Raw genomic sequence first — 13,773 nt, forward strand, 5'->3', positions numbered from 1 at the left:
TTACGCCTGTACCGCCGGGGCGCTCAGCACGAGCGCCACCTGTTGGCCTTCCAGCCCGCGCGCGACGGCCACGGTGTGCCGCACCCGCAGTTCCCGTGCCTGTCCCGGCACCCAGTCCAGGCCCTGGCAGGCGGGGTCGGGCTTTTCGAGATGCAGCGTCGGCGGCACCGCGCCGCCGTCGATCGCCATCGCGCACACCGCCGCGTTGAGCGCGCCGGCGCCCGCGACCAGATGACCCGTGGCCGGCTTGACGCTGCTCGCGACCGTGCCGGAACCACCGCCGAACACCGTGGTCAGGGCCCGCGCCTCGGTCAGGTCACCGAGCCGGGTGGCGCAGCCGTGGGTGGCCACGTAGTCGACCTCACCGGCGGCCACGGATGCCTCGCGCAGGGCCCGCTGCACCGCTGCGGCCAGCGGCCGGCCGTCCTGGTGCGGGGTGAGCAGGTCCGGGTCCTGGGTGGCGCTGAAGCCCTGGATCTCCGCGTACACATGCGCCTGCCGGCGCCGCGCCGACTCCCACCTCTCCAGGACCAGGAACGCCGCCCCCTCACCGAGCACGGAGCCGCTGCGCTCCCGGTCGTACGGGCGGAACGCCTGCGCACCGCGCTCGTTGCGGTGGGTGAGCACACCCAGGCCGTCCATCTTGGACATCACCCACCACGAGGAGGCGTCGTCGAATCCTCCGGCGACGACCACGTCGGACTCGCCGCTGCGGATCGAGCGGAAGCCCCGGCCGAGCGCGGTCGCGCCCGCGTCGGCAGTGCCGTGGAAGTAGGAGTTGGCGCCCTTGAAACCGTGCGCGTGCGAGAGGTGGAACAGTGCGGCGGACTGCAGGCCCTCCACGAAGTACAGCGGATAGAACGCCGAGGACGCCCGCTCCCCCAGCAGCCGTACGTCCGCGGTGCCGTCCTCGCGGCGGGCGGCGAGGCTGCCGGACAGCAGGTGCTCGGGGTTCGAGATCTCCTTGTTGCCGCCCACGAACACCGCCGCGCGCTCCGGGTCGTAGCCCGCCGCCGCCAGGTCGAGCCCCGCGTCCTCCACGGCCAGCGCGCTGCCCGCGATGGCCAGCTGGTCGTTGCGCGTGGTCATCCGCAGGGACCTGCGGTGCGCGTAGCGGCCGGCCTGGAAGTCCGTCAGCTCGGCGGCGATCCGGGTGTCGAGCGAGGAGGCGTCGTAGGACCGGATCGCGCCGATTCCGGTCCGGCCCTCCAGCAGCCCCTTCCAGGTTTCCCCCCGGCCCTCACCGAGTGCGGTGAGCACTCCGATGCCGGTGACCGCGACCCGCCTCATGACGCCTCCCGACCGCCGCCGGTGCGCTCCAGGCGCAGCTGCCGCACGGTGGTGATGTCCCGTCCGGCCACGCCCACCGCGGCCTTGACGGTGAAGGAGGTCTCGGTCGTCTCGGTGACCTGGACGCTGATCTCCAGCCGGTCGCCGGGCTGCGCGAAGTGCCGGTAGCGGACCCGCCGGACCTCGGCCAGGGTCCAGCCGGAGCCGTGAGGCGCCGGTGGCGCCGCCAGCCGGGCCGTCCTGACGATGTCGTCGAGGATCAGCACGCCCGGCAGCACCGGAAAGCGGGGGAAGTGACTGTCGAACACCCGCAGGGTGCCGGCGACATTGCGGACGGCGACGGCCCGCTTGCCCGGCACCACGTCGAGGATTTCGTCGAGCGCGGTCATGCTGCCCTTCCTTCGGCCGCACCCGAGGGGTCCGGCACATCGGCGGAACGGATCACGAAGCAGGCGTTGGTGCCGCCGAACGCGAACGCGTTGACCATGGCGGCGCGCACGGGCCGGCGTACGGCCGTGTTCGGCACGTAGTCCAGGTCCAGCTTCGGATCGGGGTGGTCGAGGTTGATGGTCGGCGGCACCAGTCCCTCGCGGATGGCGCCGAGCGCGGCGACGAGGTTGACGCCCGCGGCGGCCGACGTGAGATGGCCCGTCATGGACTTGGGGGAACTCGTGCACAGCTCGTGGGCGTACAACCCGAAGACCTGCTTGATGGCGCGGGTTTCGCTCGCGTCGTTGCCCGGCGTGCCCGTCCCGTGGGCGGCGATGTAGTCGATCCCGCCGGGCCCGAGCCCCGACTCCGCCAGCGCGTCGCGCATCGCCGAGATGGCGCCGCCGCCGTCCGGCGGGGAGTCGGTGATCCGGTACGCGTTCAGCGTCGAGCCGTAGCCGACGAGTTCGGCATGGATCCGGGCGCCGCGGGCCACCGCGCTGTCCCAGTCCTCCAGTACCGCGATGACGGCGCCCTCGCCGAGGACGAAGCCGGAGCGCTCGGCGTCGAACGGCCGTGACGCGCGCTCGGGTTCGTCGTTCCAGCGGTCGGTGACCGCGCCGAGCAGCGAGAAGCCGAGTACGTCCATCCAGGTGGTCAGGGCGTCGAAGCCGCCGGCGAGCATCAGCGTGCACTCGCCGTCCTGGATCCGCCGGTAGGCCTCACCGATGGCGTGTGCGGCGCCCGCGCAGGCGGTGCTGACGCTGATCACCGGTCCCTGGCAGCCACCGGCCGCGGCCACGGCCGTGACACCGACGTTCTGGTTGCGCAGCAGTACGTCACCGGGCGCCTGCCGGTACAGGTCATGGAAGTCGCTGGTGCTCAACTGGTGGGACATGTCGACCAGTTCCTGGAGCTCGGGCCGGCCGACCGTGCCGGCGACCGCGGCACCCCGGTCGTACGGGTCGACGCTCTCCCAGCCGTCCCCGGCGTCCGCCAGCGCCTCGCGCGCCGCGGCCTGGGCGAACAGCGCCGCACGGGACAGATGGCGCCGCTTGCCGCGGGGCGCGTCCGCCGGACCGGCCGGATCCGCCGGATCGAAGTCCTTGACCTGGCCCGCGATGCGCACCGAGAAGGTGGAGGCGTCGAAGGTCTCCAGCGGCCCCACCCCACTGCGGCCCTCGGCCAGGCCACGCCAGGTGTCCGCCGCGTTGTTGCCGAGTGGGGTGACCGCGCCGACCCCGGTGATGGCGACCCTTCTCATCGGCGGCCACCTCCCACCGGAACGCGGGAGAGCCGGTCGAGCATGCGCCGCGTCTCCTCGGGATCCTCCAGGTCCTCGGCGGGCAGCAGCGCGCACATGATGGTCTCGGCCTTCATCACGGTCCTGCCGTTCACCGAGGCGGTGCCGGAGAGGACCGCGGTCTCGTCACTCAGGGACTCGACGGTCCCCTCCAGCAGCAGTACGTCCCCGGGACGTACCGGCTCGTGGAAGGAGACCCCGTCCACGGAGAGCAGGGCGGCACGGCGACGCACCCCGGTGGAGGCGATGATCAGCCAGGTGCCGGCCTGGCACAGTGCTTCGAGCACCAGGGGCGCGGGCATCCGGGGCCCGTCGCCCTCGTCCCGCCAGAAGTCCTCCAGCCATGAGGTGAGTTTGCGGGCGCTGATGGCGCGTCCCGCGTCCCACGCGTCGATTCGGTCGATCAGATGAAAACGCATCGTCATCCTTCGTGCGTAACGGCGGGCATGGCCGCGGCTGTGTGCGCGTCGTCGGCGCCGGCGGCGGTCTGCAGGAACATCACGGCGTGGGCGATGGCGTACTCCCCGCTGTGCGACAGCGAGATCTCGACGCAGGAGGCGCCGGCCTCGGCCGCGCGCCTGGCGGCTCCGCCGCCCAGCCGCACCCGCGGCCGGCCGAGCGGGGTGTTCACCACCTCCACGTCCGTCCACCGCAGCCCTGGCCCGAGTCCGGTTCCCAGCGCCTTCAGTACGGCTTCCTTGGCGGCGAACCGCGCGGCGAGATGCGCGATGCGGTTGCGCTTGCCCGTGCAGTAACCGAGCTCGCGGCCGGTGAAGATCTCCTGTTCCGCCGCCGGGTTGTCCAGCAGCAGCCGGCTCAGCCGGGACACCTGCACCAGGTCCACTCCCACCGCAAGCCCTGTGGACACCATTCCCCCATCGTTCGTTCCGGCACTGCACTGAGAGATCCGGGGGACGGCGCCGCGGATACACGCGGTGACGCCGGTGTATCCCGGAAAGGCCGCGCGGGCTCTGAAGGAGACGGGAAGGGAAGACCGAAGAGGGGGGACCTTGCGCGTAGGCGAACTCAGCCGTCGGGCCGGTGTGCCGATACCGACGATCAAGTACTACTTGCGGACGGGCCTGCTCTCGCCGGGAAGCCTCAGCAGCCCCAACCAGGCCGCCTACGACGCGACGCACCTGCACGAGCTGAGGCTGGTCCGCGCGCTGATCGAGCTGGGGAAGATGCCCGTGGCCCGGGTCCGCGCCGTGCTGGACGCGCTGGCGGCGGACGCGACGCCCCACACCGTCCTCCGGGCGTTCCGGGGGGACGACGCGGGGCACGAACCGGCGGCGTGCGACCCGGACCGGGAATGGGCGCAGGGGGTGGTGAGCGGGCTCGCCGCCCGCCGCGGGTGGCGGATCCCGCCGGACCATCCCGAGGCACGCAGGCTCGCGAGCGCGGTCATGGCCTCGAAGCGGCTGGGGCACGCGGAGCTGGTGGCCGCCCTGGACTGCTACGCGGAGGCGAGCGAGCAGGTGGCGCGGGCGGACTCGCGGTACATCGCTCGGGGCACCGACCCTCACGACCGGGCGGAGCGGGCCGTCATGGCCGCCCTGCTGGGCGATGCCATGCACGCGTCCCTGCGCAGGCTGGCGCAGGAGGAGGCCTCGCGCCCGACGGACGCCGTACCGGGAACGCGGGCACCGTGCGGCTGAGCGCGGAGGACCGCCGGACGGCGGTGGTGGTGCCTGGCCGAGGAGTAGGCCACCGCCGGGCGAATGCTCGCGCATCCGCCCGGCGGTGGCCTACTGCTACGGGAGGGCGGGAGACGCCGTGGAGTCCTCCGCGAGAGCCTGCCCGTGCCCGTACGGGCACCCCGCCGCCGGTTCGGCTGCGGCGGCCACCGGTGCCGGCTCGGGCACGGGCGCGGGAGCGGCAGCCGGGGCTGCCGCGTCCCGGGCCGTCACCGGTCGCAGTGTCATCCGGATGCCGTGCTTGGCGCGCAGCGAGATGTCCGGCTGCATCACCACCGGATGACCGGGCACCATGTCCAGGTGGAAGCGCTGCAGGATCGACGCCACCACGATGGTCAACTCCATGTTGGCGAAGGCCAGTCCGACGCAGTTGCGCGGGCCGCCGACGTACGGCACATAGGCGTACCGGGGCCGCCCGGCCGAGCGCTCCCGCGTGAACCGCTCCGGGTCGAACCCCTCCGGGTTGTCCCAGAACTCCGGGTTGCGGTGCGTGATGTACGTACTGAGCAGCAGGAACGAGCCCGCGGGAATGTGGTAGCCGCCCAGCACATCGTCCTGCCGTGGCATGCGTGCCACCTGCCACAGCGGCGGGTAGAGCCGCAGCGCCTCCTGGATGAACAGCTTGAGGTACTTCAGCTGCGGCAGGTCCTCCATGGTCGGCGGCCGGTCCCCCAGCACCGACAGGACCTCGGCCCGGGCCCGCTCGGTCTCCGCCGGCCGGGTCGACAGCAGATGGCAGATCCACGACAGGGTCGCGGCCACCGTTTCGTGGCCGGCGATGAACAGCGTCATCACCTGGTCACGCAGCTGCTCGTCTGTCATCATGCGGCCCGTCTCCGGGTCGGGGGTGCGCATCAGCATGGACAGCAGGTCCTCGGCCTCCGCCTCGGCGGGCATGCCGCGCCGCTCGGCGATCAGCCGGTAGACCGTGTCGTCCAGCAGCCGGCGTGCCGCGCGGAACCGCCGGTTGCGCGGGGTGGGTACCCGTTCCGGGATGTCGGCCACGGCGATCAGCTTGCTGTTGATGTGCTCCAGCTGGACGGCCACCGCGCTGCCGAGCGCGCGGGCATCGCTGGACCAGTCCGCCCGGAACAGGCAGCGGGCCAGGATCTCCAGGGTGAGACTCTGCATCTCGGTCCGGGCGTCGATCACCTCCCCGTACCGGGCCTCCCGCTCCCACCGCTGAAGCATCCGGTCCGCGCTGTCCACCATGACGTCGGCGAACCGCTCCAGCGGCTCCCGGCGGAACGTGGGTGCGACGGTGCGCCGCTGGGCACGCCACACCTCGCCCTCCGTGGTGACGAGGCCCTGGCCGACGGAGACCCCCACCTTGCGGTTGAAGTCGTCGGGGTGCGGATAGTTGTCGAAGTTGTCGACGAGGATGTGCTTGAGGTGATCGGGGTGCGTCACCAGCACCACGGGCACCGGGCCGCGGAACTGCACCAGGTCCCCGTAGTCGCGCCAGGCCCTGATGAAGGTCTGCAGCGGATCCCTGCGGAAGTCGAGTGCGGAGCCGAGCAGCGGCAGCCCGGGCGGTCCCGGCGGACGCCGTCCGGCCACGGCCGGGCCCGCCATCACGCGGCCTCTCCGGTGGCGTGTCCGGCGTTCTTGATGTGCTGCAGCCGCATCGGCATCCCCCCGCGCGGATAGAGGAAGACGTTCGACGTCGGCTCGCACACGTGCCCGCCGGCCAGCGTCAGCCGGTAGGCCTGGAGGATCCTGGCGATGACCAGCGGCGCCTCCAGGACCGCCACCGAGGAGCCGGGGCACAGCCGCGGTCCGCGGGAGAACGGGACGTACGCGTACAGCGGCGCACCTCCAGTGGCGCTCTTCTCGAACCGTTCCGGCCGGAAGCCCTCCGGGTTCTCCCAGAACTCCGGGTGCCGGTGCATCAGATAGGGGCTGATGAACACCTGGGACCCGGCGGGGATGTGGTAGCCGCCGATCTCGTCGTCCTCCAGCGGACTGCGCGAGAGGGTCCACACCGAGGGGTAGAGCCGCAGTACCTCCTGGTAGAAGGCGCGCAGATAGCGGAGCTTCGGCAGGTCGCCGGCGGACGGCTCCCGGTCCCCGCACACCTCGGCGATCTCCGCCCGGGCCTTGCGCTCGGCCTCCGGATGGCGGGAGAGCAGCGAGAACGCCCACACCAGGGACAGCGCGGTGGTCTCGTATCCGCCGAGGAACATCGTGACGACCTCGTCGCGCAGCTGCTTGTCGGACATCCGCTCGCCGGTCTCCTGGTCCTGCGCGTTCAGGAACCGGGTGAGCAGATCGTCCGGGGGCGAACTGTCCCTGCGCCGCTCGGCGATGAGCCCGTACACGAAGGAGTCGAGCGTCGCGCGTGCCTGGAGGAAGCGGGAGCGTGCCCGGCTGGGCAGCGCCTGCGGCAGTTCGACGAAGCGCTGCAGCCGCACATTGGTGTACGCGTTGCAGATGCGCACCGCACGGGCCAGGTCACCCGCCCTGCTGCTGACATCGGTGCTGAACAGCGTCTGCATCACGATGGTCAGCGCGAGACGGAACATCTCGGGGGTGATGTCGAAGGTCTCCTCGCGGGTGGCACGCGGGTACCAGTCCCGTACGAGATCGCTGGTGGCGTCGACCATCGCGGGTCCGAACCCGGAGATCCGCGAGCCCTTGAAGGCGGGCTGGGCCAGCCGGCGCTGACGGAAGTGGAAGTCGCCGTTGCTGGTGAACAGGCCCTGGCCGACCCAGGGTTCGAACTTGCCGACCGACAGCGGGTCCTTGGGGTAGTTGGGCTGCCGGTCGTCGAGGACGTGCTTGATGTGGTCCGGATGCACGATCAGGAACAGGTTGCGCTTGCCCGGCAGCCGGAAGCGGACGACATCGCCGTACTCGCGCCAGGCTCGGGTGAAGGTTCCGACCAGGTCGCGGACGAGGTCGGGGCCGCAGCCGACCACGGGAAGCCCTTGCGGGCCCGGGGCCTGGCGGACGCGGCCGCTCAAAGTCGGACTCATGGTGCCTCGCTCTGCTGGTGGTGACCGGCGGTCAGCGATTACGGATCCGGTGCCTGGCGACATGCAGGATGTTCCCGAAGGTGAGCTTGAGGATGGTGCCGGGACCGCTGCCGGGTTCCGGGGCCATGCCGCACTGCTCGACCATGGAGGCGGTGCTCTCCTCGTGCCACAGCTCGGAGAACTTGCCGTCGCGCACCAGATGGAAGTCCAGGCCCGTCATCGTCATCCGGCGGCCCGTGCCCGGGAATCCGTACAGCTCGCCGTGGAAGGTGCCGGTGGCGGTCCACCTGTCGATGACCTTGTCTCCCATGATCACCACGTCGTCGAGGAAGAAACGCAGATCAGGAAAGGCGTCGTGCATGAGCTGGACGGCCGCCCGGTGGCCGGCCGGGCCCTGCGGGCAGCCGGGCAGCGGCATGTGGTCCTTCCAGTCGGAGGCCAGCAGCTCGCGCTCGGTCTCGGCGTTGTTCTTGTCCCAGACCTCCTCGATGTAGCGGCGGGCCATCTCGTAGTACGTCTTGTCGAGGGAGCCGTCGAAATTGGCATCGGCCTGGGTGTCGATGTGTGCGGGACGCGACATCAGCGGTCCTTTCGGAACGAGTTCGGTACGAGTGCGGTACGAGTCGTGAGGTGGGGGGTGCGGGTGTGCGGGGCGCCGGGGCGGAGAGGGCTCACAGCTCCGGGCCGACGTCGGTGACGCCGTCGGCGCGCAGGATCTCCTGGGCGGTGTGGCTGCCGGAGACGATCACCCGGAGCGCGCTGGCCGCCTGCGCCCAGTGGCCGGAGAGGTAGAGCCCCTCGATCGGGGTGCGGTACGTCAGGCGCTTGCTGCCCGCCTGAGCCGGAGTGTTCTCCCAGCCGTAGGCCGCACCGCGGTGGTTGCCCGTGTAGCGCTCCAGGGTCAGCGGCGTGGCGCTCGAGACGAAGGTGAGCCCGTCCTTGAACCCCGGGTAGAGCCGCTCGATCAGGTTGAGGTACTTCTCCTCCAGCTTGGGCTTCAGCTCCGACCACGGCTCCGGTCCCTCGTACGGGGCCAGGGCGGTGGAGGTCACCAGGTGCTCGCCGGGCGGGCCGAGACTCGGGTCGAGGAGCGTGGGCACGACCACCACGGTGGCCGGGGCCTCCCCCTCGGAGAAGCCGGCGAAGTTGCGGTCGTGGTCGTCGCTCTCGTAGATGAAGGTCTCGTGCGCTCCGCCCGCGGCGGCGATGTCCAGGGTCGTGGCGGCGTACACCACGAACATCGACATGGAGCCCTTGAGCGAGCGGAGCCTGCGGTTGTACGCCTTCGGCAGATGCTCCAGGCCCACCAGGTCGTGGAAGGTGTGCGTGGCGTCCGCGTTGGAGATCACGACCGGCGCCCGCAGCTCCTGGCCGCCGGCCAGCACCACGCCTTCGGTGCGGCCCTCGCTGATCAGGATCCGCTCCACCGGGGAGTTGGTGATCACCTTGCCGCCGTCACGCTCGATCGCCGTCGTGAAGGCCTTGACGAGGTGCTGGAAGCCGCCCTTGCAGTGGTAGAGGCCGTGCATCTGGGTGTACAGAAAACGGGCGAACAGCTCGAAGGACAGCTGCGACGGCGGCAGCCCCATGTACGGCCAGCCCGCGCTGCAGAAGGCCTTGCAGCGCGGGTCGCCGATGTACTGGTCGAGCACCTCGCCCAGGGTGAACATCCGGTGCCCGAAGAGCGTGGGGAAACGTTCGACCGCCTCGCCGAGCTCCTTGGGCGACAGCTGGACCGGGACCTGGTGGGCCTCGGCGAGGAACTGCTCGCACAGGCCGAAGAAACCCCGGATTCCCTTCTCCTCGTGCGGGAAGAGCCGGATGTGCGCGTCGATGAACGCCTCGGACCCGAAGGGCGCGTCCAGCACGTCGTCGTCGATGACCACCCGGTACAGCGCGTCCGACTCGACGAAGTCGCACATCTCGCGGACTCCGAGGTGGCGCAACAGGACGTCGATGGTGCCGCCCTCGGCAGCGCCCGGCACGACATGGATGGCGGGGTCGTAGTAGCGGTCGCCGGCCCGGAAGGCGTGGGCGTAACCGCCGACGCCGGCGGCGCGCTCGGCGACGAGTACGCGTCGGCCGTACCTGGCCAGGTAGGCCGCCGCGGCCAGGCCGCCGAGACCGCTGCCGACCACGATGGCGTCGAAGTCGGCTTCCGCCAGGGGAGGTTCAGTGCTTGCCATGGGCTCTCCAAGGGGCGTGAGCTGCTGTCTTCCAGAAAGATCCGGCCGCGGCCGGCATGGATACAGGCCTGGCCCGCCCGACTGACGAAACGTCATGTCATCGGCAGCGACAGCCGGTTGCGGTCGGCGGTCAGCGGAACTCGGGGAGCGGCAGCGTGGACCGGGTGAACATGCGGGTCAGCAGCGGCCCGGGCATACCGCCCATCATCCGGTCGCGCACGGCGGCCGGCATGGCGCGCATCCGGAGCATCCCCCGGGCCCGTTCGAAGTGCTTGAGCACCCGCGGATAGCGGTCGTCCTCGTACGCGCGCAGCGCGGCCACCGGGTCCTCGGCCCGGGTCAGCCGGGCGGCGAGCACTCCGGCGTCCTCCATGGCCATGCAGGCGCCCTGACCGATGGTGGGCAGGATCGGGTGCGCCGCGTCGCCGAGGAGGGTCACCCGGCCGCGTCCCCAGTTCCGTACCGGGCGCCGGTCCCACGCCTGGCCGGGGAAGAGCTGGTCGGCGGGGGTCCTGGCGACCAGGTCGCGCACCACGTCGGGCCAGCCCTCGCCGGTCGGCGGTTCGTCGATCGCGCCGTCCACGAACCAGTACGCCCGGTTCTGGGTCAGCGGCATGATGCCGCAGGTGCCCTTGGGCCCGAAGTGGAAGTCGGTGCCCTCGTACGTCCACAGGGAGCCGCGGTCGACGACGCCCTGCCAGCTCTCCAGCGGGTTGTCCCGGCGGTCGTCCTGACCCGGCGGCAGCAGTCCGCGGCGGACGGTCGAGCCGACGCCGTCGGCGCCGACGACCACATCGGCGCGCAGCACCTCTCCGTCGGCGAGGGTCACCGTCCCGTCGGTGGACGTGCGTACCACGTCGGCGCCGAACCGGACGTCGGTGCCGGCCTGCTCGATCAGGGTGTCCAGCAGTTCCGCACGGGTCACGCCCTGGCCGGTGACACCGTACTGGTCCGTCAGGAACCGCAGGTCGATGGAGGCGATCTGCCCTCGCGCCGCGCTGAACATCCGGGCCGAGCCGATGGGCTGGCAGACCTTCAGCAGAGCTTCGTACATGTCGTCCCCGCCGCTGCGGCGTACCGCGCGCAGGGCGTTGGGCCAGATGGTGATCGCCAGGCCGTCGCGGCGTGCGGCCGAGCGCTCCAGGACGGTGACATCCATGCCCTTCCGGGTCAGCATCCCGGCCAGGGTGAGGCCCCCCACTCCGCTGCCGACAATGATCACGGACTGTGCTGGCATAACGGTTCCCCCAATGTGGTGCGAAAGTCGTGAATCGACGCGTCGTGGCCCTGAAAAGGGCGCCGGCCGTGGTCGCGGTGGACCTGACCGGCGCCCGACTCAGGTCACTTCAGGTCACTTCAGGCCGAAGGGATTGACCGCCCGGTAGTCGAGGCGGCTCCAGTGCTCGACGAACTTGCCGTCCGCGACGCGGAAGACATCGGCCCGGTTGAGGCTGAGCTCCTTGCCGGTGCCCTTCTCGTGGCCGCGCCAGACCCAGAAGACGACGACCTGGTTGTCGGAGGCGACGGTGTGCTTGATCTCGAAGCTCAGATCGGGGAAGCGTTCCCGGTAGCTGCGCAGGTTGTCCTGCATGCCCCGCAGCCCGGGCGCGACTCCGCGCTGGTGCTGGATCAGGTCCGGGGCGACAGCGCTGGGCACGGGGGCCTGGGGGTGCCGGTAGAGGGTGTTGACGGTGTACAGCAGCGTGACCAGGTTCTGCCGCTGCTGGCGGGTGCCGTGCCAGCTGGTCCGGCTCGCGGGCTGGTCCGCGAAGGGCAGTTCGACCCCGAACTCCTGCATGGCCGCGTAGTCGACGGCGTCCCAGTGCTCGGCGATCTTGCCGTCCTGGACCCGGTACAGCTCGGCGGTCTCGAAGACCAGTTCCTTGCCCGTCTTCACGTGGTGGCCGTTGAACGTGGCGAGCAGCATCACCTTGTCGTGCTGGGCGACCACCGAGTGGATGGTGCCCTTCAGGTCCGGGAAGATGCTGTGGAAGAGCTTGTAGTCCTCGTAGTAGCCCTTGAGGCCCTGCTTGAGACCGGGGCTGTGCTGGATGTAGTCCTCGCGCATGAACTCACCGGCGCGCTCCAGCTGGTTCTTGCCCAGCACCTCCTTGTAGAAGCCGAGGACCACCTGCTTGCTCCGCTCGCCCACCACGTCGGCCGGCTGGTGGCGGGTGGTGGCCGCGTCCTCGACGGCGTTCGCGTTTCCCCAGGTGAACACGGCGAGCAACAGGCCCACCACGCCCACCACGAGAATGCGGCGGAGTCTGCCCTTCTTCTTCATGGGCTTGTCGTCCTGCTTGCGTTCCTTCACGCGACTGTTTCCTTTGCTGTGTCGAGTTCGGTGTCGAGCGGTTGGGGTGCGGTACGGGCGGTGGGCGCCGTCGGCTCCGCCCGCTTGCCGGGCAGCAGCAGCAACGTGGCCACCACACCGGCCGCCGCCACGGCGCCGGCCACGGTCATGGCGTCGGCGAGGGCGTCAATGAAGGCGTCGGACGTGATCGCCAGCAGGCCGGTGCCCGCCTCGCCGCCCATGCGTGCGGCCACTTCGGCGGCGCCTCCGAGCGAGTCCGTGGCCGCCTCGGCCGCCGGGGCGGGGAGCCCGCCCAGATCCGGCAGTCCTTCGCGGTAGGACGTGGTCAGCACGCTGCCGACCACCGCGATGCCGAGCGCCCCGCCCACCTGGAGCGTCGCGTCGGTCACCGCGGATGCGGCGCCGCCCTGCTCCGGGGGCGCGGAGGCCAGGATGGCGTTCGCGCACGGCGGCAGTACGAGGCCCATGGTGAAGCCGAAGAGCGCCAGCGCACCGAGAGCGGTGGCCTCGGACGAGGCGTCGGCGCGGGCCATCAGCAGCATGCTGCCGGTGAGCGCGATCAGTCCGGCGACGGCGATGGGCCGGATGCCGACCCTGGTGGCCAGTTTGCCGCCGAGTCCCGCGCCGATGACGGCGGTCAGCACGGGAAGCAGCCGTACACCCGCGGCGAGCGGCCCGTGTCCGCGGACGAACTGCAGATACTGCGTGACGACGAAGAGCAGCCCGAACAGGCAGAAGTTCACGCAGAACATCGCCACGGCGCTGCCGGCGAAGCTGGGGGCGCGGAACAGCTTCCCGGACAGCATGGGGTGCGCGGTGCGCCGCTCCCACAGGATGAACGCGGCGATGAACACCACCCCGGCGGCCAGCGCGGACAGCGTCAGCGCGTCGGTCCACCCGTACCGCGGCCCCTCGATGATCCCGTAGACGAGCACCCCGAGGCCCGCCACCGAGAGCAGTACACCGACGAGGTCGAGGGGGGTCCGGTCCGGGTTGCGGGACTCGGGGATCATCACCGCGGAGGCGGCCACGGCCAGCAGTACGAGGGGCACACTGATCAGGAACACCGAGCCCCACCAGTAGTGCTCGAGCAGCAGGCCGCCGAGTACCGGGCCGAGCGGTACACCGATGGCGCCGGATCCGGCCCACATGCCGATCGCCTTGGCCTGCTCCTCGGCCGGGAAGACGTGCTTGATGATCGACAGCGTGGCCGGCATGACGAACGCACCGCCCACGCCCATGCCGGCCCGCATCGCGATGAGCGTTCCGGGGCTGTCGGCGTACGCCGCGGCCAGGGTGAAGCCCAGCACCAGCACCAGGCCGGTGATCAGCATGCGCTTGCGGCCGAACCGGTCACCGAGGCCGCCGCCGAGCAGCAGCAGCCCGCCGAAGGCCAGGGTGTACGCGTCGATGATCCACTGCAGTTCGCCGCCGGAAGCCCCCAGATCGTGCTGGACCCGGGGCAGGGCGAGGTTGAGGATCAGGTTGTCCATGCCGATGACGATCAGGCTCAGGCACAGGACGGCCAGGATCCGCCAGCGGGCGCGGTGGACGGCAGAGGGGTCCACGGAAACGA

The 13,773-nt window shown here is 71.1% G+C and carries 13 protein-coding genes; 1 reads left to right on the forward strand and 12 read right to left on the reverse strand.

Annotated features, from left to right (window positions below):
- The 5 genes from ACWV17_RS26555 to acpS are packed head-to-tail and all read right to left on the reverse strand — an operon-like array spanning position 1 to position 3,893.
- Complete coding sequence (locus tag ACWV17_RS26555; RefSeq protein ID WP_455361661.1) at positions 1-1,290, reverse strand: beta-ketoacyl-[acyl-carrier-protein] synthase family protein; 1,290 nt, start codon at positions 1,288-1,290, stop codon at positions 1-3.
- Entirely contained in the window at positions 1,287-1,679 is a 393-nt protein-coding gene (locus tag ACWV17_RS26560) for a 3-hydroxyacyl-ACP dehydratase FabZ family protein (RefSeq protein WP_455354112.1), read from the reverse strand. Before ACWV17_RS26560 ends, ACWV17_RS26555 begins: the two co-directional genes overlap by 4 nt.
- Complete coding sequence (locus ACWV17_RS26565) at positions 1,676-2,983, reverse strand: beta-ketoacyl-[acyl-carrier-protein] synthase family protein (protein WP_455361662.1); 1,308 nt, start codon at positions 2,981-2,983, stop codon at positions 1,676-1,678. Before ACWV17_RS26565 ends, ACWV17_RS26560 begins: the two co-directional genes overlap by 4 nt.
- Positions 2,980-3,447 carry a hotdog domain-containing protein gene (locus tag ACWV17_RS26570; RefSeq protein WP_455354110.1) on the reverse strand — a complete coding sequence of 156 codons (468 nt, stop codon included), beginning with the start codon at positions 3,445-3,447 and terminating at the stop codon, positions 2,980-2,982. The genes ACWV17_RS26565 and ACWV17_RS26570 overlap by 4 nt, the downstream gene beginning before the upstream one ends.
- Positions 3,444-3,893: a holo-ACP synthase gene (gene acpS, locus ACWV17_RS26575; RefSeq protein ID WP_455361663.1), complete on the reverse strand. Its 450-nt coding sequence runs from the start codon at positions 3,891-3,893 to the stop codon at positions 3,444-3,446. The genes ACWV17_RS26570 and acpS overlap by 4 nt, the downstream gene beginning before the upstream one ends.
- 139 nt (positions 3,894-4,032) lie before the next feature.
- On the opposite strand from acpS, the gene ACWV17_RS26580 reads away from it, so the two are divergent.
- The gene (locus ACWV17_RS26580; RefSeq protein WP_455361664.1) at positions 4,033-4,680 is read left to right on the forward strand and encodes a MerR family transcriptional regulator; all 648 of its coding nucleotides are present in this window, start codon (positions 4,033-4,035) and stop codon (positions 4,678-4,680) included.
- Between the two features lie 96 nt (positions 4,681-4,776).
- Here the strand turns inward: ACWV17_RS26580 and ACWV17_RS26585 are convergent, their stop codons facing one another.
- The 7 genes from ACWV17_RS26585 to ACWV17_RS26615 form a co-directional block, all read right to left on the reverse strand.
- A complete protein-coding gene (locus ACWV17_RS26585; protein WP_455361665.1) occupies positions 4,777-6,279 on the reverse strand; it encodes a cytochrome P450 in 1,503 nt (500 codons plus the stop codon).
- A gap of 14 nt (positions 6,280-6,293) precedes the next feature.
- Positions 6,294-7,697, reverse strand: a complete 1,404-nt coding sequence (locus ACWV17_RS26590; RefSeq protein WP_455354106.1) for a cytochrome P450 — start codon at positions 7,695-7,697, stop codon at positions 6,294-6,296.
- A gap of 31 nt (positions 7,698-7,728) precedes the next feature.
- Positions 7,729-8,277: an ester cyclase gene (locus ACWV17_RS26595; RefSeq protein WP_455354105.1), complete on the reverse strand. Its 549-nt coding sequence runs from the start codon at positions 8,275-8,277 to the stop codon at positions 7,729-7,731.
- Positions 8,278-8,368: 91 nt separating this feature from the next.
- Positions 8,369-9,883, reverse strand: coding sequence for a phytoene desaturase family protein (locus ACWV17_RS26600; protein WP_455361666.1), 1,515 nt, complete (start codon positions 9,881-9,883; stop codon positions 8,369-8,371).
- 130 nt (positions 9,884-10,013) lie between these two features.
- Positions 10,014-11,120 (reverse strand): FAD-dependent monooxygenase, encoded by a 1,107-nt coding sequence (locus tag ACWV17_RS26605; RefSeq protein WP_455361667.1) that lies wholly within the window; start codon positions 11,118-11,120, stop codon positions 10,014-10,016.
- 114 nt (positions 11,121-11,234) lie between these two features.
- On the reverse strand, positions 11,235-12,197 hold the full coding sequence (locus ACWV17_RS26610; protein ID WP_455354102.1) for an ester cyclase: 963 nt from the start codon (positions 12,195-12,197) through the stop codon (positions 11,235-11,237).
- Complete coding sequence (locus ACWV17_RS26615; protein ID WP_455361668.1) at positions 12,194-13,765, reverse strand: DHA2 family efflux MFS transporter permease subunit; 1,572 nt, start codon at positions 13,763-13,765, stop codon at positions 12,194-12,196. Before ACWV17_RS26615 ends, ACWV17_RS26610 begins: the two co-directional genes overlap by 4 nt.
- Positions 13,766-13,773: the final 8 nt, after the last annotated feature.

It is taken from the genome of Streptomyces mabaensis, assembly GCF_053763515.1.

What these genes read in the sequence shown, in the direction of transcription:
- ACWV17_RS26570 (WP_455354110.1), bottom strand. Translation starts at nt 3,447, where the DNA reads ATGACGATGCGTTTTCATCTGATCGACCGAATCGACGCGTGGGACGCG.
- ACWV17_RS26605 (WP_455361667.1), bottom strand. Translation starts at nt 11,120, where the DNA reads ATGCCAGCACAGTCCGTGATCATTGTCGGCAGCGGAGTGGGGGGCCTC.
- ACWV17_RS26600 (WP_455361666.1), bottom strand. Translation starts at nt 9,883, where the DNA reads ATGGCAAGCACTGAACCTCCCCTGGCGGAAGCCGACTTCGACGCCATC.
- ACWV17_RS26565 (WP_455361662.1), bottom strand. Translation starts at nt 2,983, where the DNA reads ATGAGAAGGGTCGCCATCACCGGGGTCGGCGCGGTCACCCCACTCGGC.
- ACWV17_RS26590 (WP_455354106.1), bottom strand. Translation starts at nt 7,697, where the DNA reads ATGAGTCCGACTTTGAGCGGCCGCGTCCGCCAGGCCCCGGGCCCGCAA.
- acpS (WP_455361663.1), bottom strand. Translation starts at nt 3,893, where the DNA reads ATGGTGTCCACAGGGCTTGCGGTGGGAGTGGACCTGGTGCAGGTGTCC.
- ACWV17_RS26555 (WP_455361661.1), bottom strand. Translation starts at nt 1,290, where the DNA reads ATGAGGCGGGTCGCGGTCACCGGCATCGGAGTGCTCACCGCACTCGGT.
- ACWV17_RS26560 (WP_455354112.1), bottom strand. Translation starts at nt 1,679, where the DNA reads ATGACCGCGCTCGACGAAATCCTCGACGTGGTGCCGGGCAAGCGGGCC.
- ACWV17_RS26595 (WP_455354105.1), bottom strand. Translation starts at nt 8,277, where the DNA reads ATGTCGCGTCCCGCACACATCGACACCCAGGCCGATGCCAATTTCGAC.